The sequence below is a fragment of the Streptomyces celluloflavus genome (genome assembly GCA_000720995.1).
In the GTDB taxonomy this organism is placed as follows: Bacteria; Actinomycetota; Actinomycetes; order Streptomycetales; family Streptomycetaceae; genus Streptomyces; species Streptomyces celluloflavus.
The window spans coordinates 76,025-97,927 of record JOEL01000016.1; the positions used below are offsets into that span (position 1 = coordinate 76,025).

A 21,903-nucleotide genomic window follows, 5' to 3' on the forward strand; every position below is an offset into this window, starting at 1 on the left:
TTCTAATTTCGCTATCTGATGCGCGCTTTGGGGGAATTCATGGCGTCGGGGCGATTCGTCTGTGACGTCGGCGCGTTGACCGTGCATGGAGCCTAGAGAGCTGTGGGACCGGAACGCGGTACTGGCCGAAGCGTTCTGCCGGGGAGACGAGCGGGTCAAGGAGGCGCAGGCCAGACTCGACGAGGCGCAGGCCGACCGGTCCCGGGTACTGGCCGCGTTCGCGGTGACCGTGGGCAGTGCGGGGGCGGTGGCCGGTCTCTTCGGGCTGAACGAGCGGGAAGTGCGCATCGCCCGGCGCACGGTGGGCAAGGCCGACGCCCGCGCCGTCGCCGACGAACTGCTCGCCGCCGCCCCCGCGACCCCGCCCCAGGAACCGGACCTCACCAACACGGCTTCCGACACCCCTCCCGGCGCGGCCTCCGCCGCCTACCCCGCCGCGGCCGGAACCGGCCCCGCCGGACCGCCTCGCGACACATCGGGCACACCACAGGAGCCGGGCTGGTCGGCGGCGGTGGACGCCGTGCTCATCGGCAGCTGGCAGACCGGCGTGGACCTGCGGGAACTCGCCGCCGAGCTGGGGCTCGACCTCACCCGCCTGGTCGCCCGCGCACAACAGCTGTCGGCCCAGGGCCGGTTCCACGGCACCCCCGCACCGGGCGGGGAGAGCTACGGCGGACGCCACCGCCGGGGCCACGGCGAGGCACCCGAATCCGAGTACACGATCCCCGTGCAGCAGACGGTGGCGTGGAACGCCCAGCCGCCCGCGTACGCGGTGCCGTCCACCTGGCATGTCGCCACCGGGCCGGTGGGGGAGGCCGTCCCGGACGTGACCCACTTCGTCCCCGAGTGGGACGCCACGCTCGCCCCCTGGGGCAACTTCGGCCCCCCGCACGAGGAGCCCCTCCCGTCCCAGCAGCCCTGGGCCCAATACCACCTCAGCTCCTGATCGTTACCGCCTCGGCGGCGTTCCGCTCCGGAGTGCCTGTCGTGGCCGATCGGCCACGTTACGTTCGCGGCCGGTCGGTGCCGCGACGACGACACGGGCGGAGGTACGCCGTATGCCCGCCTACCGCGCGGTGGAGGAACTGGTGCGAGGCCAAGACCAACCGAGGCCGGATCTCACGGGAATTCCGGAGACGGCCCTGTGGACCGTGTACCACCGGGCGGCGGAGGCCGCCCGCCCGGACACGGTGCTGCCCGATCCCCGGGCGGTGCGGCTGGTGCAGGAGCTGGACTTTCCCTTCCGCGCCCGGCTCGGCGCCGCCCGGCCGTGGGTCGCGCAGGCCATCGCGCTCCGGGCGCTCGGATTCGACGGCGTGGTACGGGAGTTCCTCGCCGCGCACCCGGACGGCACCGTGATCGCTCTCGGGGAAGGCATGGAGACGCAGTTCTGGCGGGTGGACAACGGTCGGGTGCGATGGGTCACGGTCGACCTGGCCGATCCGCTGGAACTGCGCCTGCGCGTACTGCCGCACGGTGCGCGGCAGCGTACGGTCGCCTGCGACATCCGCGACCGCCGGTGGCTGGACGGGATCGACGCCTCGCGCGGTGTCCTGGTGACCGCCCAGGGGCTGCTGATGTATCTGCAACCGGCGCAGGTCCACCAGCTGATCGCCGACTGCGCGGAGAACTTCCCCGGCGGCACGATGGTGTTCGACACGGTGTCGCGCAGGTTCAGCGCCCGCACCCGGGCCGGCGGGCAGGGGCCGGGTGGCCACCGCCTTCCCCCGATGCCCTGGGGAGTGGACCCGGCCGAACGGGAGGCCCTGCGAACCGTCCACCCGGCCGTCACCGAACTGCGCGACATTCCGCTGCCGGCCGGCCGCGGCCTCCTCGGCTACGCCGCTTCGCACGCCGCGGCGCTGCCCTTCCTGCGGAAGAACCGCCCCCTGATCACCCGGCTGCGGTTCGCCGCGGCACCGGCCGGCCACCGCGCCGGCGGCGCGTGAGCGCACCCGCACCGGTCCGGTCGCCGTCGCGGCCGGGCCCGCTCGCGACACGGTGAGCGCCTCAACACGCCTGCCGGAAGCGGCTCGTGGGAGACCACCGCTCCGCACTCCCCACCGTGATCGAAAACCTCTTCGTTTTCGGCGCCCCAGTTGTACACTCCTTTCCCTCGGGCACTATTCGCCCTCCATGTGCGCCCTTTGGGCCCATGTGTGAGTCGTGCGCATCCGTAATTCGCCCAGCCCTGTTCACTCTTCCCCTGGGGGGGACCATGTCTTCCAAGGCACCCGGCCGTCTCGGCGGGGCACGCTCCCGTCGTGCCCGGCGCATAGCGACCTGCACCGCGCTCGTGCTCTCCGTCGGCGCGCTGATATCCGTACCGGCAGCGGCCGAAGGACGGCCGCCCGCGCCGAACGGGCAGCTCAAGCGCATCACCCCCGACATCCGGCAGCCCACCCTGACGCTCCCGCCGCGGGCCGCCAAGCGGTCGACGGCGGCCGGGAAGGGGCTCGCCGCGGCGGCCCGCACCAAGGCCAAGCCACGCTTCGACCTCAACGGGGACGGGCTCGGCGACCTCCTCTACCGAGGTCAGAACGGCGCGTACTACCTCGCGCCGTCCGACGGGTCGGCGGTCCGGGGGTACGACATACCCGGCGACGGCGATGAGATGTTCAAGGACGTCGTGCCCCTCGGCGACCAGGACGGCAGCGGCAAGACGGCGATCCTGACCCTGTCGTCGACGGGTACGCTCGGCATCCGCCAGAGCGGTATGAGCGGCGCGGGTTCCCCGATCTGGTCGGGCAAGGGATGGCAGGAGTACAACAAGCTCATCGCGACCGGTGACCTGACCGGCAACGGCAGGAACGATCTGCTGGCCCGTACGCCCTCCGGCGAGCTCTACCTCTACGCCTCCAACGGCCGGCTGGTGTCCCCGTTCGCCTCGCGCGTCAAGATCGGCGGCGGCTGGCAGGTCTACGACCAGATCGTCGGCGTCAACGACGCCAACGGCGACGGCTACGGGGACCTCTACGCCCGTACCCCGGCCGGTGACCTCTACTTCTACGCGGGTACCGGCAACGCCGCCGCCCCGTTCAAGCCCCGGGTGAAGGTCGGTTACGGCTACGGGATCTACAACCAGCTGCTGAGCATCGACGACGCCGACGGCGACGGATTCGGCGATCTTCTCGCCCGTACCCCGGACGGTCAGCTGTTCTATTACAGCTCCGACGGTACCGGGCAGCTGCGCGGCCGGGTCCCGGGCGGCTCGGGGTGGAACGTGGCCTCGCTCTTCGCCGGGGCGGGCGGCAACCCCTACCTGGGCAAGTCCGAAGTGCTGGGCCTGGACACCCACGGCACGCTCTATTACTACTACGCGGAGAACAACGGGAAGCTGAGCGCCCGCCAGCAGGCGAGCGACGACGGCGGGTGGCTGGGGTCGAAGCCCGTCTTCGCGTCCTCGCTGGACCACGACGGCCGCGGCGATCTGCTGGACATCTTCCAGGGCACCCTCTACAACTACAGCCGCGCCACCGACTCCGGCCCGTACTCCCTCGGCTCCGGCTGGGGCATCTACACCATGGTGATCGGCCCCGGTGACCTCGACAACGACGGCAAGGGCGACCTGCTGGCCCGCGACGGCGCCGGCAACCTGTACCTCTACCGCGGCGACGGCGCCGGCTACGGGGTCGCGAGCCGGATCAAGGTCGGTGCCGGCTGGAACGCCTACGACAAGATCGTCGGCGCCGGAGACCTCACCGGCGACGGCCTGACGGACATCGTCGCCCGCACCCCCGACGGCACGCTCTATCTGTACGAGGGCACCGGCGTGGCCACCGCCCCCTTCAAGCCGCGGGTGAGCCTCGGCGGCGGCTGGAACCAGTACAAGCAGCTGGCCGCCCCGGGCGACCTCGACGGAGACGGCCGCGCGGACCTGCTGGCCACCGACTCGCACGGCGATCTGTACAGCTACCTCGCCGACGGCACCGGCAAGTTCAAGCCCCGGCAGAAGATCGGCAACGGCTGGAACACCTACACCAGCCTGCACTGATCACCCCCGCGCCGGCGGCCACCGTCTCCGGGTGGCCGCCGGCGCGGTGCTCTCTTGGCAGCCGGTTTTTCCGGCAGGGCCGGAATCGGCCCGGCCGCAGCGCGGGGTACGGCCCGGTGACGTGCAGGATGGTGCAGGTCCCGCCGGAGCGGACGCCGGTGCCCTGTGGCCTCGGCACCGTGCGATGTGCGCAGACGGCTGCTGCCGGGCGGGACGGACGTGACCGCCGCACCGGCACGCATCCCTGGAATTCCCCCAGCGATGCGGCTGCCGGAAAACAGGAGAGTTCCATGATCTTCATTGTCGTCAAATTCACCGTGCGCCCCGACCGCAGCGCGGACTGGCTCTCGCTGGTCGACGAATTCACCCGGGCCACCCGACGGGAGCCGGGCAATGTCTTCTTCGAATGGTCCACCAGCGTGGACAACCCCGACCAGTTCGTCCTGGTCGAGGCATTCGCCTCGGCCGAGGCCGGTGAGCTGCATGTGAACTCCGACCATTTCCGGACCGCCATGGCGTGGATGCCCGAGGTGATCGCCGGTACGCCGGAGATCATCAACACCGAGGTGCCGGGCACCGGCTGGGGAGAGATGGCGGAGCTCGCACCGCGCGACGCGTGAGCCCCGGCGGCGCCTGGCGGAAACCGGCCGTCGACGGGCATCGGCCGCCCGTCGGCGGCCGCGGCGTGCCCGCGCCGGACCTGCCCCGAAACGCGGTCAGGGTTCCTTCTTGTCCCGCGAATTGAGCGTCGACACAAAGGAGTTGAGGTCGTCGAGCACGCGGGTCAGGCCCTCCCGGCCGAGCGGCCGGGTGAGCTCCCGCTCCACCTCGTGGGCTATGGCGTCGCCCTCTCCCATGCGATGGCGCCCGTGTTCGGTGAGGAACGCGCCCACGATGCGGCCTCGCGGCTGCGACTGCCGTTCCACCAGCCCCGCCGACTGGAGCCGGTCGAGCATCGTCGTGACGGCCGCCGGGCTCACATCGGACCTGCGGGCGATCTCGGCGCCCGCGATCCCCGGCTGCTCGTCGATCAGGCGCAGGACGGCCCACTGGGAGGCGCTGAGACCGATCGGCGCGAACGCCGCGTTGACCGCGGCGTCCACCGCGCGGCCCGTTTGGTAGAGGGCGGTCATCAGCGGGGGCTTGACCGCCGAGGGGTGCGCCCCGCCCGCGGAAGCCCCGGACTTCGGAGGGAGTGTGGGGTCCTGCGCCATGGCCTGTCGCCACCTTCCCTGCTGCCGGTCCGCCCCGCCGCATCGGGCGGGCCTGTCCGACTCCATATCGACTAGCACAATCACTCGATCGAAGTCTGTACCAACGGCCCCCGCGATGCCAGTGGCCCGGCAGCGGCGGTCCGGTGGTGAGCGGGTGCCGCGGGGTGCGAAAAATCCCCACAATTTCACCTTGACGACCCCTATGTTAACACATTAACATCATGATGAGCGATCTTGGATCTGTGTTCTTTCCGCATGCTCCGCGTGCGGAGATCGGTATTTCTCGAAATTCCCTCCGCAGCACACCACTGACACCGCCATGAGGCGCGCGAATGCCGCCCGGTACCGCGTGCTCGGTGTATGTATCCGACGGTGCAGGTATCCGATCGACGGGAGAGCTTCGATGAGTCACACAGCGGACGCGTCCGCGGACGATTTCGTGAATCCGGTGAGCCCGATCGGCCCGGACTCACCACCAGCAGGCGGCCCCGGTGCGCTCGCCCTCGTCGGCTGCACCGTCGTCGACGGCGCGGGCTCGCCGCCGCTGCGCCAGGGCGTCATCGTCGTCGAAGCGGGCCGCATCACGGCTCTCGGGCCGGCCGGGAGCGTACGCATCCCGGACGCCGCCCGGATCCTGCGGTGTGACGGGCAGACCGCCCTGCCGGGCCTCATCGACTCGCACACGCACATCGACCGGGACGTCCCGGCGGTCCTGGGGGTACTCCTCAAGGACGGGGTGACCAGCGTGGGCAACACCGGCTGCGGGCCGGACATGGTGCCGCAGCTCCACCGGGCCGGAGCGCACCCCGCCGCCGCCCGCGTGTTCACCTCCGGGCCCGCGCTCACCGCCCCGGGCGGCTATCCGGGCACCCGCGGCGACGGCACCGTCGCCCGCGGCGTCACCTCCGCCACCGAGGCCGAGGCGGCCGTCGACGAACTGGTCGCGCTCGGTGCGGACTTCATCAAGCTGGCCCAGGAGCCGTTCGATTTCAACTTCCGCTCCCCGGGCCACCTCCCGGTCCTCGGCCCCGGACCGGTCGCCGCCGCCGCCCGCCGTGCGAAGGCACACGGCCTGCCCGTCCGCTCCCACGTCCACAACGTCACCCAGCTGGACATCGCCCTCGACGCCGGTGTCACCAGCGTCGAGCACATGCTCTTTCCGCTGCCGCCCGAGGCGGACTACCACGAGCTCTACCGCGACGGCGCCCTCGGCACGGCCGCGCTCCCCGACCTGTGCCGGCGACTGCACCGCATGGTGGAGAGCGGCGTCTACCTCGTCCCCACCATCGGCAACGAGCTCATCAACATCCGCGACGGCCTGCCGGACTTCCCCGAGGACGGCCTCCGGGCCATCGAGGAGCTCATGGTCACCGTCCTGTCGCAGTATCTCGAAGCGGGCGGACGGGTCGCCCTGGGCAGCGACTGGGTGGGCCGGCCCGGCGTCCCGGCGGGAATGCCGCGCCAGGAGCTGCGGTACCTCCTCGCCGCCGGTATGACCCCGCTCCAGGTCGTCGAGGCGAGCACCCGCAACGCGGCCCTGCTCTGCGGTCAGGGACGGACGCTGGGCGTACTGGAACCCGGCCGGTGCGCCGACCTGATCGTGGTCGACGGAGACCCGCTGCGGCCCGACGCCGCACTGGACGGCATCCGCGCCCGCACCGTCGTCAAGGACGGACAGCTCGTCTCCCTCACCGATGCCGGCAGCCCCGCCCCGCTGCGGCATCCCGTCCCCGCGGACCCTCCGCGATGAAACGCGACGCCCCTCCGGTGGCCGGGGGCGCACCGCCCGCCACGCGCGGCGGGCCGTCACCCTGGAAGACGCTGCTCGCGGTATCCGTCGGCTCCTTCATGACGATCCTGGACGTCACGGTCGTCAACGTCGCCATCCACTCCCTCCAGCAGGAGTACGCGGCATCCACCGCCGCTGTGCAGTGGGTGGTCAGCGCGTACGCGCTGGCGCTGGGCATCGCCACCCCGCTGGCCGGTGCGCTCGGCGAGCGGTTCGGTACGAAACGGGTCTATCTGATCTCCCTGGGCTGCTTCGCCGCCGCCTCGCTGCTGTGCGGCCTCGCGCCGACCCTCCCGCTGCTCATCGTGGCGCGCGCCCTCCAGGGCATCGCCGGCGGCTTCGCGCTGCCGCTGGGCTCCGCCCGGCTGTTCACCACCTTCCCTGCGGAGAAACGCGGCCTCGCCTTCGGCGTCTTCGGCGTCGTCCTGGTCTTCGCGCCGACCGTCGGGCCGCTGGTGGGCGGCGCCTTCGTGGACGCCGGACTGCTGCGCTGGATCTTCTTCATCAATGTGCCGATCGGTGCGCTCGGCGTCCTCCTGGGGAGCCGGTTCATCCTGCCCGACGGACCCCGGCAGGCGGCCGCCCGCCGGATCGGCCTGCCCAGCGTCGGCCTGGTCTGCGTGGGCTTCGGCGGACTGCTCCTGGGCGCGTCCCTGCTCGGCTCCCGTACCGCCTCGTCCGGCGGCGCCGCGGTGCCCGCCGCGTTCGCCGTCGGCGCCCTCGCGCTCGCCGTACTCGTCGCCGTCCAGCTCCGTTCGGCCGCGCCCCTGCTCCATCTGCGGCTCTACCGCATCCGCACCTACGCCATCGGCAGCGTCATCAACGCCCTCGGCCAGATCCCCTTCTTCGGGACGCAGTTCCTGCTGCCGCTGTCCATGCAGGTGGTCCGGGGCGTCTCCGCGCTGGACGCGGGGCTGGCCCTGCTGCCGCTGGCCCTCGCCTCCGGCGTCGCCGGCGTCCTCGCGGGCCGGGTGCGGGACCGTTGGGGGCCCCGGCTGCCGCTCACCGCGGGCTTCCTGCTGCTCGCCGGAGGCATCGCGCTGCTGCGCGCACGGGCCTCGGACCCCGACCCGCTCGGCCTGGTGGGGCCCTTGCTGCTGGCCGGCGCGGGCGCGGGCGCGATCCCGCCGACCACCCAGGTCACCGCCCTCAGCGACGTGCCCCGGGAAGCGGTCGGCAACGGGACCGCGCTGCTCCAGGCGACCCAGCGCGTCTGCCAGGCGCTCGGCGTCGCGGTCCTGGCCACGCTCGTCGCGCGCGATGTGACGGCACCGGCCGGCAGCCCGGTGTTCCGCACGGAGTACGTCGCCGGGCTCTCCACCGCCTACACCGTCGCCATGTACGCGGCGCTCGTCTGCGCCGCGCTCGCCGTGCTGCTGCCCGGCTGGCCGGCGCCCCACCCCAAACCCCTCCCCACGACGGCCCCCGGCAAGGACCTGGCGTCCGGACCGGAGACCCCGTCGGAAGCCCCCTAGGAACAGCGCGACCCCATGCGGCAGGACCTGCCGCGACCCGCGCGCGGTGCGGACGAGCCCGCCGCCTCCCGTCCGCGAAAGGTGCAAGTCCCCGCCATGGGAAAGGTGACCACCCGGTACGACGGCGAGCGCGAGCCGGGATCCGAGGCCCGCGCCGACCGGTCCCGTCCGGCCGTACGGCCCCTGCGCGGGCGTGAGGAGGAACTGCGCCTGCTCTGCCGGGCCCTCGACCGGGCACAGAACTCACGGCGTGGCACGGAAGGATGGCTCAACGGCCCGGCCGGCATCGGCCGGACCCGCCTGCTGCGCGAGGCCGAACGCGCGGCGTCCGCACGGGGCTTCACGGTGATCCGGCTCAAGGGCGAGGAGTTCTCGCCGTCCGTGGCGCTGGGCTCGCTGGTCCACGCCCTCACCGGGCCGCCGGACGCCGAGCGCACCCCGAGCGCGCCCGGCGTGACCCGCGAGACGCCCGACGACCGGCATCTCCCGGCCGCCTCGCTGACGCTGCTGGACGCCCGCCTCAAGCGGTCCCCGCTGCTGATCACCTGCGACGAGGGCCCCGCCCCGTCCCTGACCCCGGCGCTGCGCCCCCTCATGGCCCGGCTCCGGAACTCCCCGCTGGTGTGGCTGACGGCCCGGCGCACCGAGCGGGAACCGGCGGAGACGGCCGCGCGCACCCTGGCCCGGCCGCCGCGGGATCCGCCGGGAACCCTGCGGATCACCCTCGGACCGCTCTCCGACGACGCCGTCTCGCAACTGTTCGCCGACCGGCTGGGCGGTCCGCCCGACGCCGAACTGCGCACCCTGCTCGGCCTCGCCCAGGGCAACCCCCGGCTGCTCGCCGCGGTCTGCCGGCAGCTCCTGGAACACGGCGGTGTCCGGGTGGAGAGCGGCACGGCCCGGCTGGCCACCGAGGACGGCGACGCCACGGCGGAGGTACGGACCCCGGCCACACCCCGCCCGGTACCCCGCTGGTTCGACGCGCTGATGGACGAGCGGCTGGCGACGGTGTCCCCGCAGACCCGTCTGCTCATGGAGGTCGCGACCGTACTGGGCCCAGCCTGCCTCCCGGAGGACATCGCGGAGATGCTCGGCGAACCGGTGGGGGCACTGGTACCGCGGTTCCGGGAAGCGGTCGCGGCGGGCATGCTGCAACGCGGCAGCGACACCGTGACGTTCCGCCACGACCTGATGCGGCAGGCGCTCGTGGCGGACCTGCCCGCGGTGGTCCGCGGCGCCATGCACCGGCAGGCGCTGGGCATCCTCATGGCGCGCGGGAGTTCCGCGGCGGCGGTGGCCACCCACCTCATCCACGGCGCGCACCGCGGGGACCCGGCCATGGCGGGACTGCTCCGCCGGGCCGCCGAGGAGTCGGTGACCACCACCCCCCGGACCGCCGCGGACCTGGCGCTGCGCGGCCTCGAACTGGTCGGGCCCGTCGTCGACGAGGCACACGAACCGCTCACGGTGATCGCCGTGGAGGCATGCGTACGCGCCGGTTCGCTCCCGACCGCCGTCACCCTGGCCCGCGACGCCCTCATCCGCCCCCTCGATCCGGAGACCGCGGCGCGGCTGCGCTACTGGCTGTCGACGGCACTGCTGCTGCTCGGCCGGACCGCCGACTGCCTGGATGTCGCCGAGGAACTCCTCGCGCATCCCGGCGCCCCCGCCCACCTGCGGCAACGGGCCGTACTCAACCAGCTCGCCGCCTGGTCGGCGCAGGACGAGGCGCGGGGTGTGCAGCACGCCGAACGGGTGCTGCGGGAGGCCGGCGACCTCGACATCCAGGCGGGCGTCACCACCACGCTCGCCGTGATGCGGTGGCGCGCGGGACGGCTCAACGAGGCGCTGTCGCTCTGCCAGGAGGCCGCCGAACTCGCCGACGGCGGGGCCGCCATCGAGTGGCACACCCATCCGCGGCTGATGTCCGCCATGATGCTTGCCCACACCGGCCGGTTCGCCGAGGCCGAAGCCGCGCTCGGGAAGGCACCGCGCACCGTCGAATTCGTCTCGGCGGGGGTGCCCAGGCTGGTGCGCGCGCGGCTGCGGCTCGCCCGGGGCGAGCTCGACGAGGCCGCGCGCGAGGCGGCCGCCGGACTCGCCGTCGTTGAGCAGGCCGGGGCCGGTGTGCTGATGCCGCTGGCCTGGCTGGTCCTCGCGACGGTGGCCTCGTACCGGGGTGAGCTGGCCGAGGCGGGCGAGTACGCGCGCCGCCTGAGGGACGCGCTGCCGGACGACCGCGGGCGGGTGTGCGCGGCGGCCGCCGCCTGGATCGAGGCGCAGATCGCCCTGGCGAGCGGCGGTGACCAGGCGCTGGAGACCGCTGTCGAGGAGCTCTGGACGAACGAGTGCGGCCGCCGGGCGTTGCTGATCGAGGAGCCCGCGTTCGCACCGTGGCTGGTCCGCCTCCTGCTGGCCGGCGGCCGGCGGACCCGGGCGGCCGCCGTCAGCGCGGCGGCGGACCGGCTGGCGCGGACCAATCCCGGTATCACCGCGGTGCGCGCGGCCGCCGACCACGCCCGCGGCCTGGTCGAACGGGACGCCGCCGCCCTGGAGTCGGCCGCCGCGCACCACCGCGACGCCTGGGTACGCGCCTCGGCGGCCGAGGACCTGGGCGCCCTGCTGACCGACACCTCCCGGGCACTTGCCGCGCAGCACCTGGAGAGCGCCCTCGCCCGGTACGGACAGCTGGGGGCGGCGGGTGACACCGCCCGGGTGCGCCGCCGGCTGCGGGCGATCGGTGTCCGCCGCCGCCACTGGACCCGCTCCGACCAGCCGAAGACCGGCTGGCAGAGCCTGACGCGCACCGAACACACCGTGGCCGAGCACGTACTCCAGGGGATGACCAACCGTCAGGTCGCCGTCCGCATGTTCCTCTCGCAGCACACGGTCGCCTTCCATCTGCGCCAGATCTTCCGCAAACTCGGTGTCCACTCCCGGCTGGAACTGGCGCGCTACCGGCAGAGCACCGGGCACGACGGCACGCCCCGCGCCGGGTGCGCCGACCGGTGAGCGCGACCGGCGTCCCGCCGGCCGGTTCAGCCGGGCGGCCGGTCCGGTCCGGTCCGGAGCGGCCCCGCGCGGCCGCTCCGCCCACCGGTGCGCAACCACAGCTGCGCCGGGCCGTGGAACACCAGATCGTCCGCGTACGGCACCGGCCGGCCGGCCAGCCGGGCGTCGGGCAGGAACTCCAGCATCGCCGCGAGGCCGATCTCGACCTCGGCCCGCGCCAGCGCGGCCCCCAGGCAGTAGTGGATGCCCAGGCCGAAACCGAGATGCCGGTCGGGGGGCCGGTGGATGTCGAGGACATCGGGCCGGGCGAAGTGCCGGGGGTCCCGGTTGGCTGACCCCAGCAGCAGCATCACCTTCGAGCCGCGGCGGATGCAGTGCCTGCCGAGGGTCACGTCCTGGTAGGCCCACCGGCTCACGGCCTGCACCGGTGAGTCGAACCGGACGAGTTCGTGGACGGCCCCCGGCAGCAGCGACGGCGACGCGCACAGCTCGGCGAGCGTGCCGGGCCGGTCGAGCAGGGCCAGTACCGACTTGGCGAGGGTGTGCGTCGTGGTCTCGTGGCCGGCGGTGAGCAGATGGACGCAGGTCGCGGCGATCTCGTCGTCCGACAGCGGCCCACCGGGTCCGGACGCGCGGTCCGGGAGCGGGCCGGGCTCCCGTACCAGCAGCGATATGAGGCCCGCCGTCGGCCCGTCGCGCCGCTGCCGGATCTGGTCCCCGAAGAAGTCACGGAGTTCCCGGGCGGCGGTGCCGGCGCGGGCGTACCCGTCCGGACCGGCACCGGCCCGCGAGGTGCTCGCCTCTTGGAGGCGCACGGAGCGTTCCCGCAGCCAGCCGCGGTGCTCCCCGGGTATGCCGAGCAGTTCGCAGATGACCAGGACGGGAAAGGGCGCGGCGAACTCCGCCACCAGATCGGCGACGTCCTTGCGCCGCAGATTCGCGAGGAGTTCCCCGGCGATGTCCCGGATCCGGGCCCGCAGGCCGAGGACCACCTTGGGGGTGAACTCCGCGCTGAGCCGGGACCGCAGGGCGGTGTGCCGGGGCGGATCCAGGAACACCAGCCAGTTCGCGATCATGGTGTGCAGGGCCTGGTGACGGCCGGCCGGCCGGGGCGCCGCGACGCCCGCGGCGGCGGCCGCGCTGCGCCCGAACCGCTGACTGGAGAGCGCCTCGGCGACCTGGTCGTAGCCGAAGACGTAGTGGGTACCCGGTTCGTCCGGCGGCCCCGGCACGTAGTGCACGGGGGACTTCTCCCGGTAGCGCAGATAGACGGGGTAGGGATCGGCGAGGGCCGCGGCGGGCCAGCCCCGCAGGCCGAACGGTGGCAGATCGTCGGTCGGCATGGTGCCTCCTCCTCGCGGGAGTGGTGGACGCGCGCTCGCGCGGTTCAGCGGGCGCCGCGCACGGTGTCCGCGAGCCGGCCGGGGTCGGCGGGCAGCTCCTGCCCCCGCCAGGCCACATGGCCGTCGGGCCGGACCAGGACGAACGGGCGCCGGTAGACGGCGGCGATCTCGGCGTCGTGGCACACGGTGATACCGAAGGGCATGTGCCGGTCGGCGAAGGCCCGTTCGTATCCGTCGTGCCGCAGCTGTCCGGGCGCCCCGTCCGGCCCGGCGAAGCACAGCAGCCGGAAGCCGTCACCGAACAGGTCGAGGGTGGAGAGCCCCGGCTTGAGCCAGGCGTGCGGGGCGCGGGATCCGGGTTTGCTGTTGGGGTGCTCCGCGCTCTCGTCGGCGGGGGGCGGGCAGTGGTCGGGGACGATGACCGGTGAGGTGTAGCGGTAGCCCATGTGAATCATGGGGGCGTTGAACTCGCGGCTGATGCCGCTGCGCGCCAGCTGTCCGGCCATCGCGGCCCGCGCGCGCTCGCCCGCCGGGCTGTCCTCGTGCAGGCCGTCGGGGAGGGTACGGCTCATCGTGCGGACGAGGTTGCGGTTCGCCTCCTCCACGGCCTCCTCCGCGACGGGCCGCCGCTCGGTGCGGTAGGTGTCCAGGAGCAGCGGCCCCGCCCAGCCGGCCAGTTCGGCGGCGAGCTTCCAGCCCAGGTCGGCGGCGCCGGCGATCCCGGTGTTCATCCCGAACCCGCCGGAGGGGGACAGGGTGTGGGCGGCGTCGCCGGCGAGGAAGACCCGGCCGCAGCGGAAATCCTCCGCCACCCGGTGCGTCAGATGCCACGGATGGTCGGAGAGGACCTCGACCGGGGTGTCGACGGCCAGTGCCCGGCGCAGCAGCGCCGGCGCGGGCTGGGCCGCCTCCCGGCCGCCGTCCACGCGGACCGACAGCCGGAACAGGTCGCGGCCGTCCATCGCCCGCATCGGGAAGCGCAGGGAGTCCGAGAGCAGCAGGAAGTAGAAGAGCGCCTTGTTCGCCCCGAGGCGGTCGCCGAGTTCCGGGGCGCGGAAGAGGATATTGCGGAAGACCTGGGTGGGGTGACGGGCCGGTGCGTCGATACCGCAGGCTTTGCGGATCGGCGAGGAGGCGCCGTCGCAGGCCACCAGATAGCGGGCCTCGATGGCGCCGACCGCTCCGGTCGTCCGGTCGATGACGGTGGCGGTGACCCCGTCGTCGTCCTGGCGGAAGGTGTCCAGCCGGCAGTTCAGCCGCAGCGGGCCCGCGGGGTGGCGGCCCACCTCGTCGGCGAGCAGCGGGGCCAGCCAGTGCTGCGGGCAGATCTCGTCGGGCTCCGGGGTGTGGGCGAAGGGCCGCCGGGTCAGACTGGTGCCGACGGAGAGCCGGTACACCTCATGTGCCCCGACGCGGGTGACCCAGACGCTGTCCAGGGTGTGGTCCCGCGGCCACCCCGCCGCGCGGATCCGGTCCGCGACGCCCCAGCGGCGGAAGAACTCCATGGACCGCGGGCCGATGTTGCTGACTTTGGGGTGGGACACCGTACCGTCGCTCGCTTCGATGACGGTGTGGCTCACCCCGCGCGATCTGAGATCCAGGGCCAACGCCATACCGACCGGGCCGCCGCCGACGATGAGTACGTCGGTCTGGTGCACAGAGACCATCTGTCTCGCCTTCCTGACGTGGAGGGGAACGGGGCCGGACAGGTCACGACGCACGGAAACGGGCGGCCAGGAAGGCCAGCGTCTCCGGCACCCGGTCCGGGATGACGGGGTACTTCCGCGCGGTCTGCGCGAGGTCGCCGAAGCGCTGTGCGAAGGCGCGCCGGGCGACGTCCGGGCGGGCGAGGGGCTCCGGCGCCCTGCCGAGCGCGAACGGTGCGCCGGTCGTCCGGCCCGGCACCCCCGACGGCAGCACCGCCAGCAGCTCGGCCAGGGGCTGCAGCACACCGTTCATGACCTCGATGGAGCAGTTCATGAGGTCCGACCGCCGCAGGCTCGCGTCCGGGCACTCGCCGAAGTGCTGGACCATGAGCTGGGCCATCATGAAGTAGGAGCCGTTGCAGAGCCCGGCGACCTGACGGGCCGTCGGCTCGGTGATGACCTGCCGGGCGGTGCCGCCCGCGGTCAGGGTCGGGTTGCGCAGCACCGGATAGGCGAAGTCCGGTGCCGGGTGGTGGCCCGGCGGCCGGTTCAGGCGCATGGCCATCAGCAGATCGGAGATCCGCAGAAAGGCGTCGAAATGCGATTCCTCGTCCGGCGGTGCCGCCCCCGGGGAGAGGACCTGGCCCTCGCCCTGTTCGGTGATGAAGTCGACCGCGAAGAGCGCGCTGGCCAGGTCGTCGACCTCCAGCTGGTAGTCGGGGTGCACGGAGTTGACCGACTTCCGCAGGAACACATGGTGCTCCCCGCCGCCCCGTCCCCGGTCCACCAGGAACAGGCCGGGGACGCGCCGGAGCCCCTCCCGTACGTCGGCGTACAGCTCGCTCAGTGAGGTGTACACGGCCCGGCCGGGGGCCTCACCGCAGGACGGAGTGCCCAGCCCGCCGTAGCCGACGTCACCGACGATGCGGTGCGGCTGCTCGATGGCGATGAACCGCTGCATACTGCCGACGTCCAGGGCTTCCAGCGAGAAGTCGAGCGGGACGAGCAGTTCGTTGTTGACGGTGCCGAAATCGATCGCGGGAAAGTGGAACGGCTCACCGAGCGCCATGAGGATGTTGTTGGCGACGAGGAAGTGGACCATCTCCTCCCGGGCCACCCGCAGCAGGGTGCTGCGGACCCCGTCGTCGAGGGTCTCCCCGCCGTCGCCGCAGACCGCCCGCAGTTGTTCGGCCGTCCACTTCCGCCGGCGCACATACTCCAGCCCGGCGCCGTGCAGCGGCAGCGAATAGGCCGCGTAGAGGTACTGGAGGGTGACCGCGAGCTCGATCATGACGGCGTGCCGCACCGTCGCCACCAGGTGGTCGCGGGTGCGGATGCCCGGGGCCGGGCGCGGGGCGGCCCGGCGGGTGGTGAGGACCGTGCCGGGGGTGTCGCGCAGCCGCAGATAGGCCAGCAGCAGCCGGGCCTTGGGCTCCGACAGATCGCGGCTGGGCGGCATGTAGTACGTCTTCGCCTTGTTCTTCGGGTCGGACATCTGCCAGATCAGCCGGGCGTAGGTCTCCACCCGGAACCGGTCCGCCAGGCTGAAGACCTTCTCCTTCATGAAGGAGAACAGCAGTTCGTAGAAGGCGAAGACCTCGGTGTGGACCAGGCCGAAGGTCACCTCGTCCGGCGGTACGGCGGCCAGCCGCCAGTCGTCGGGCAGCACCCGCACCGACAGGTGGCCGGCGCCCGACCAGTAGCCGAGCCGGTCGTCGTTGTCGTATGCCACGGCGGCGGAGCCGGGCCGGGACGGCGCGGCGGGCAGGTCCTCGTCCGCCGCCGACAGCAGGATTCTGGCGCAGCCGGGCCGCGCGCCCCGCAGCACGAAGGACCCGCGCCCCTCGTCGTCGGTGCTGATGGTGCACCCGTCCGCCCAGCCGGAGTCGCCCTCGGCGTGGCCGGGGCGCAGCCGCACGATGCCGATATCGGTGGCGCGCGCCCGGGGCGAGCGGGCCGCCGGGTCCCGGGGGAGGGCGCGGGGGTTGAAGAACTGCCGGACGTGGACGGCGCCGAGCGGGCCGGGCCGCCCCCGGACCAGGGACCGGACCGCGACCCGGACGTCGTAGGAGTCGTCGTGCTCGCCGTCCGGGTGGTCCACGATGAGGCACGCGTCGTCCGCCTGGAGGTTGACCTCCCGCTCGGCCAGTACCGGGATCCGGTCACCGGCGCCGCCGCGCACGACCAGGCGCAGCGCCTCGTGCCCGGCCGCGGCCGCCCCCGGCCGGCGGGGTACGGTCACCACGCCGCTGGTCAGGTCCCGGTCCAACGGCCAGGCACCGGCGGGCAGTTCGGCCACCAGGCGGTCGCTGCGCGCCGTCCGCAGTTCCCAGCCGCCGCCGTCGGCGTCCCGGCGGGCCGCCGACGACGGCGGGCCGGCGATCAGGTTGAAGGTGACCTGCTCCGGTCCCACCTCGACGGTGAGCTGGCGCGGTACCGGGTACGGGTGGCCGCCCGGCGGTCCCTGCGCGGTGAGCAGCCGTCCCGCGGGGTACGAGCGCAGCTCGTCGGCCCGCCATGGCGCGATCGTGCCGTGGATCCGCCAGGGGGTGGGGTGCCCGGGGACGGTCGGTGCCGCGCCGCCGCGGAGGGCGAACTGCACGACGAGACCGTCGCTGCCGCCGGACTCCACCTCGGCGCGCAGGTCCGCCACGACGGGGGACTGCGCCGACCGGGTTGACTGCTCGGGCCAGTGCAGCGCGCCGGCACCGGCGACCACGAACTGGTACACCGCCGACAGCGGCAGCCGGGAGGCCGCCGGTCCTTCGGTGCCGACGGGCGGGGCGAAGACCTGCCAGCGCGGCGGCTGGAACCCCTCGACATCACCGGTGCAGAGATAGCCGACGTCCAGCGACCGCCCCTGCCGGCCGAAGCCGAGCTGGCCGATCATGAGGGTGGTGGTCCAGTTGGAGGACGGATCGACGTCGAACACCCGGGCCCGGTTGGCCGTGGTGGCGAAGTACTCGTTGTAGTGGCCCCACAGATCGACGCTGCGGCCGACCACCGGATCGTCGGTGCGCACCGCTCCGGCGGCGCGTTCCGTGCCGACGATCCGGGCCTCGACGGCGAAGTGGCCGCTGCCGCCGAACTGCGGACCCGCACCGGAATCCGGCCCCATGCCGTACAGCACGTCGTGGTACTCACCGGCCGGCCGGTCCACCGGGAACGGCCGGCCGTCGGGGGTCAGCGCGGTGTTCGTCGCGAGGTCCACCAGTCCGCTGCGCGGCCCGGTGGGCAGCTGTGTGGTGGCGGTGCCGGCGAAGTGCAGCCGCGGGAGGTCGAAGACGCTCATGCCGGTTCCTCCGACACCGCGCAGCCGCCGGTGACGACCGCCGTGCTCCCGCCGGTCTCGTGGAACTCGATCTCCCGTACGGCGTTGTCCGCCGATTCGATGGCGCCCTCGATCCAGGCCGGATACGTGGAGCAGTGCTCGCCGGCGAAGAACAGCCGCCCCTGCGGGCGGGCCGCCGAGCGCCGTTCCGCCTCGCAGGTCGCGATGTCCTTGCCCCAGCGGACGGCCGCCGCCCCTCTGCTCGACGGAGCCGTGCCCCACACCTGGTCCGCCACCCCGAGGATCATGCCGGGTATCTTCAACTGCGGGTGTATGGCGGTCAGTTCGTCCAGTATCAGGGCGATGCGGTCGGGCCGGCGGAGGCGGCCGAGCACATCCGCGTCGTCCCCGATCGTGTAACTGGCGAGCAGGGCCGCGCCGAGCGCCGGGTCGTCCGCGGCCGGCGGGTAGTAGGTCTGCCGGATCAGCCCGCCGGTGAAGGAACCGCCGCCGGTGATGCCCTCCGCCTCCCAGAACGCCTCGCGGCAGTGAAAGGCGACCTTGGTGGCGGACCAGTACTTCATATCGTGCACGATCGCCCGCTTCTCGTCGTCGAACCCGACCAGATCCATGGTCCGCAGTACGGAGAAGGGGACGGTGCACAGCACGTAGTCGCAGTTCCTGGTGACCGTGCCGAAGCCGCGCCGCATACGGAGCACGACGTCGCGGTCGCGCACCTCTATCCCCACCACTTCCTGGCCCCGGCCGATCGGCCCGCGGACCCGGTCCCGCAGCCGGTGCGCGATCTGGTCCATACCGCCGTGCAACCGTATGAGGCGGGAACTGGTCTCGTTGACGATGTCCTCGACGAACCGGTACAGCCGCCCGGTGCAGCCCGCCTGGATCTGCGGATGGCCGGCGAACAGGGCGTGCAGATCGATCCGGTCCCTGCCGCGGCCGTACACATACGGCCTGAGGTCGATTCCCTCGACCAGCCCGAGGATCTCGCGGTCCAGCCCGTCGTGGATGCTCTCGCGGAACCTGCGGGGTGCGATGGCGTTCACCCGCACGGCCAGCCAGGCGCCGAAGAGCACCGTCGCATCGTCGTAGTCGTGGCTGCCCAGGCGCCGCCGCAGTTCCGCCACGAGCGTCTGCGAGGCGTCCTGTATGCGCTGATGTCCGGAAGGCGTTTCCAGATAGGCGGCGTCGTCCTGGAAGAGGGTCCGGAACTCCCTGACCCGGTCCGCGAGGCCGAGTTCCCGGATGTAGTGCATGGTGCGGCGGTGGGTGGCCGGGACGCGCATGGCCCCGAGTTCGACCGAGGGACCCGGCCGGCCGGGCAGAAAGCGGTGGGTGCGCACCCGGCCGCCGACGTCCAGGCGCCCCTCCAGTATTTCGACACGGTGGCCGCGCCGTTCGAGTTCGTACGCCGCCACGAGGCCGGATATCCCGGCACCGATGATGGTGATCTTTTTCTTCGGTCTGCCGGGGGAGGGGAGGGGCTGCTCGGTGGTCTGCGGAGAAACGGTCGGCATGCGCATCAACTTCCTCGCTCAATTTCGTCGCCATTGTTGGGTCCGGCGGACGCCCGCCACATCCCCGGTCCGGGCGGGAACGCGGGTGGTTGACGCGCGGTCCGCCACGAGCGGCACGGCGGTGGTACGACCGGCACCCCGCACGAACGGACGGTCTGCCGGCCGCCGCACCGGCCGGGCCCCGGATCAGGGCGATCCTGGGCTCCCCGGTTCTCCGCCGGCGACGCGCACCCCGACCGGGTGTCCGGCCACGGGGTGAGCGGCCGTCACCACGGGCTCACCGGGGTTCCAGCGGTCCGGCGCGAGCCGGCGGGAGGGGGCAGTGGTGGAGCAGCGCACACTCGACGACCGGAGCGGTGGGGACGCACCCCGCACGGCACCGTCCGACCCCGGCGACGCGACCGGGCCACCACCGGGCGACGGGGCCATGCCCGAACCGCTGGAGCGGGCGGTGTTCGGTATCCACGCCACGCACGCCGTCCAGCTGGCGGACCGGCACGGGGTGTTCGCCTTCCTGATCGCGCACGGCGCGAGCCGTACCGGGAACATCGCCGCCGCCACCGGGACCGACGAGGAGACGCTGCGCCGGCTGCTCATCGCGCTCCAGGCGTTCGGCGTGCTGACCGGGGACGACCGCGACGGATACCGGGTGCCCCCGGAATCCGCCCCCTATCTGGACCCGGACAGCCCCCGCTACACCGGCGCGTTCCTCCAGCACCTCGTCACCAGCACCTCCGGGCGGCTGCCCCAGCTGGCCGACTATGTCGCGCGGGGCAAGGCGCGGGTGGACGCGGACCTGCCCGCCCCCTTCGACGCGATGTACGCCGACGAGGGATCGACGGCGACCTTCCTGCGCGCCATGTGGCAGCTGAGCTTCGAGGTCTCCGACGAACTGGTGGCGCTCGCCGGACTGGGCGCGGCCCGGCACCTGGTGGACGTCGGCGGGGCCAACGGCCCCTTCTCGGTCTCCGCGCTGCTCCGTACGCCGGCGCTCCGCGCGACCGTCTTCGACCTGCCGCACGTGGCACCCCACCTCGCCCGCTCCCGGGACGCGTACGGCCTCGGTGAGCGGCTCCGCTTCGCCCCCGGCGACTTCTTCCGCGACGAACTGCCCGAGGGTGACCAGCTCGCCTTCGGCTACGTCCTGTCGGACTGGGACGACGACACCTGCGCGACGCTGCTGCGCAAGGCGCGGCGGGCCTGCGCCCCCGGCGGGCGGGTGCTGGTCATGGACCGGCTCTTCGACGACGACGGCCACCGTCCGCTGGCCACCGCGGTGATGAACCTCTCCATGCATGTCGAGACCCGGGGCCGGCACCGGACCGCGGGCGAATACCTGGGCCTGCTGCGTGACGCGGGGTTCACCGACTGCGAAGTGCGCCGCTCCAGCCGCGAGAAGCACCTCGTCATCGGCCACTCGGCACCCGACGGAGGCTGACGGATGCGAGGCATACCGCCCGAGGTGAGCCTGCCGGGCGCGGCGGAGGACATCGTCCGGATGCAGGGCGCCCATGGCAGGGCCGGACTGACCGGGGCGGACCGCGCACGGCTGGCCGGCTGGCACGAGAGCGCCGCGGCCGGCGGCGGCGCGGAGCAGGAGATCGTACGGCTGCTGACCCGGCCGTTCAGCCGCCGCGAACAGATCCCCGAGTACTACCGCTACACCAGCCTGCACGTCTACGACTGGTTCCTGGCCCCGTACGCGGACGAACCGGTCGCCGCGGGAATCAGCGGGCTGCGGGCGACTCTCGCCGATCTCGCCGCCCGGGAAGGGGCCCGCGCGGATCTGGTCTCCGGCGCGGCCCCCTATCTGCCGGAGCGACTGGCCCGATTGCGGGAATTGATCGAACAGGTGGACGCGGTGGCCATCGCCCCCGAAGGGCCGGTGCGGGGCGCCGGCGGCATGGGGCGGGTGGACCACGACGACGTGCTGAGCTGGCGGCTTTCCGTACTCACCCGGTGCACGGCGTTTCCCCAGTCCGATGACGACAATGAGCATCTGTTTCTGCGGGCCGTGCATTCCTGCGAACTCGCGTTCTATCTGGCACGGTGGACCGCCTGCCGGGCGATCACCGCGATAGCCGCGGACGACCCGACGGCGGCGGCTTTCCGTATCGGCCAGGTAGCGGAATTCGCCCAACTGCTCAACGGAATCTTCCATGTCCTCAAAACGCTCTCACCGCAGCAGTTCATGAACTTCCGCGAGGCCACCGGGGCGGCCAGCGCCGTACAGTCGCTCAACTTCCACCTCATGGAGCTTGCGCTGTTCGGCTACGATCCCCGGAAATCCGAGGTGTTCTGCGGGATCCGCCACCTCAGAATGCTGAACGATCCGCCGTATCGTGACCACTGGCCGCTGCGTGACGCCGTTATCGCCTCCGGGAAGCCGGAGTTGAGGACGGCATTCGACGCGGTGGAACGGTCGATGCTGACCTGGCGGGGACGGCATTACGGATTCGGCCGGCTCTATCTGCCCCGTCAGCTCAAGGGGTCCGGTGGCACCGAAGGAGCCGGATACCTCAAGAGATTCGTGAACAAAGACAGTTGCCTTCCCGGAACCCCGGGACCGGTCGACGAGGCGATGTTCAAGTTCGCCCTGCAGTGACCGACCGGCTCTCCCGCTC

General features: G+C 72.8%; 14 protein-coding genes. 9 read left to right on the forward strand and 5 right to left on the reverse strand.

What is annotated here, in order from left to right:
• The first annotated feature begins 85 nt into the window (after nt 1–85).
• The 4 genes from IH09_RS17425 (at nt 86) to IH09_RS17440 (ending at nt 4,614) form a co-directional block, all read left to right on the forward strand.
• Nucleotides 86–946, forward strand: a complete 861-nt coding sequence (locus tag IH09_RS17425) for a hypothetical protein (protein ID WP_240150837.1) — start codon at nt 86–88, stop codon at nt 944–946.
• A gap of 112 nt (nt 947–1,058) precedes the next feature.
• Complete coding sequence (locus tag IH09_RS17430) at nt 1,059–1,949, forward strand: class I SAM-dependent methyltransferase (RefSeq protein WP_052857205.1); 891 nt, start codon at nt 1,059–1,061, stop codon at nt 1,947–1,949.
• 269 nt (nt 1,950–2,218) lie between these two features.
• Nucleotides 2,219–3,994 (forward strand): FG-GAP-like repeat-containing protein, encoded by a 1,776-nt coding sequence (locus IH09_RS17435; protein ID WP_052857206.1) that lies wholly within the window; start codon nt 2,219–2,221, stop codon nt 3,992–3,994.
• Between the two features lie 290 nt (nt 3,995–4,284).
• Nucleotides 4,285–4,614, forward strand: coding sequence for a putative quinol monooxygenase (locus IH09_RS17440; protein WP_052857207.1), 330 nt, complete (start codon nt 4,285–4,287; stop codon nt 4,612–4,614).
• A gap of 96 nt (nt 4,615–4,710) precedes the next feature.
• Here IH09_RS17440 and IH09_RS17445 read toward each other — a convergent pair whose 3' ends face one another.
• Entirely contained in the window at nt 4,711–5,208 is a 498-nt protein-coding gene (locus IH09_RS17445; RefSeq protein ID WP_052857208.1) for a MarR family winged helix-turn-helix transcriptional regulator, read from the reverse strand.
• A gap of 403 nt (nt 5,209–5,611) precedes the next feature.
• On the opposite strand from IH09_RS17445, the gene IH09_RS17450 reads away from it, so the two are divergent.
• The 3 genes from IH09_RS17450 to IH09_RS17460 all read left to right on the forward strand — a co-directional run bounded on the left by IH09_RS17450 (nt 5,612) and on the right by IH09_RS17460 (nt 11,484).
• Nucleotides 5,612–6,958: an amidohydrolase family protein gene (locus IH09_RS17450; RefSeq protein ID WP_052857209.1), complete on the forward strand. Its 1,347-nt coding sequence runs from the start codon at nt 5,612–5,614 to the stop codon at nt 6,956–6,958.
• Nucleotides 6,955–8,472, forward strand: coding sequence for a DHA2 family efflux MFS transporter permease subunit (locus IH09_RS17455; RefSeq protein WP_110952379.1), 1,518 nt, complete (start codon nt 6,955–6,957; stop codon nt 8,470–8,472). Before IH09_RS17450 ends, IH09_RS17455 begins: the two co-directional genes overlap by 4 nt.
• A 96-nt stretch (nt 8,473–8,568) precedes the next feature.
• Nucleotides 8,569–11,484: an ATP-binding protein gene (locus IH09_RS17460; protein ID WP_052857211.1), complete on the forward strand. Its 2,916-nt coding sequence runs from the start codon at nt 8,569–8,571 to the stop codon at nt 11,482–11,484.
• Nucleotides 11,485–11,510: 26 nt separating this feature from the next.
• On the opposite strand, the gene IH09_RS17465 is transcribed toward IH09_RS17460, so the two are convergent.
• From IH09_RS17465 to IH09_RS17480, 4 genes are read right to left on the reverse strand one after another with little or no spacing between them, the layout of a single operon-like run.
• The gene (locus IH09_RS17465) at nt 11,511–12,827 is read right to left on the reverse strand and encodes a cytochrome P450 (protein WP_052857212.1); all 1,317 of its coding nucleotides are present in this window, start codon (nt 12,825–12,827) and stop codon (nt 11,511–11,513) included.
• Between the two features lie 44 nt (nt 12,828–12,871).
• Nucleotides 12,872–14,494 (reverse strand): FAD-dependent monooxygenase, encoded by a 1,623-nt coding sequence (locus tag IH09_RS17470; protein ID WP_052857213.1) that lies wholly within the window; start codon nt 14,492–14,494, stop codon nt 12,872–12,874.
• Nucleotides 14,495–14,537: 43 nt separating this feature from the next.
• Entirely contained in the window at nt 14,538–17,765 is a 3,228-nt protein-coding gene (locus IH09_RS17475) for a ferritin-like domain-containing protein (RefSeq protein ID WP_052857214.1), read from the reverse strand.
• On the reverse strand, nt 17,762–19,279 hold the full coding sequence (locus IH09_RS17480) for a flavin monoamine oxidase family protein (protein WP_052857250.1): 1,518 nt from the start codon (nt 19,277–19,279) through the stop codon (nt 17,762–17,764). The genes IH09_RS17475 and IH09_RS17480 overlap by 4 nt, the downstream gene beginning before the upstream one ends.
• Nucleotides 19,280–19,604: 325 nt before the next feature.
• Between IH09_RS17480 and IH09_RS17485 the strand changes: the two genes are divergently transcribed.
• A complete protein-coding gene (locus tag IH09_RS17485; protein WP_318279479.1) occupies nt 19,605–20,717 on the forward strand; it encodes a methyltransferase in 1,113 nt (370 codons plus the stop codon).
• Nucleotides 20,718–20,720: 3 nt separating this feature from the next.
• A complete protein-coding gene (locus tag IH09_RS17490; protein ID WP_052857215.1) occupies nt 20,721–21,884 on the forward strand; it encodes a tryptophan 2,3-dioxygenase family protein in 1,164 nt (387 codons plus the stop codon).
• Nucleotides 21,885–21,903: the final 19 nt, after the last annotated feature.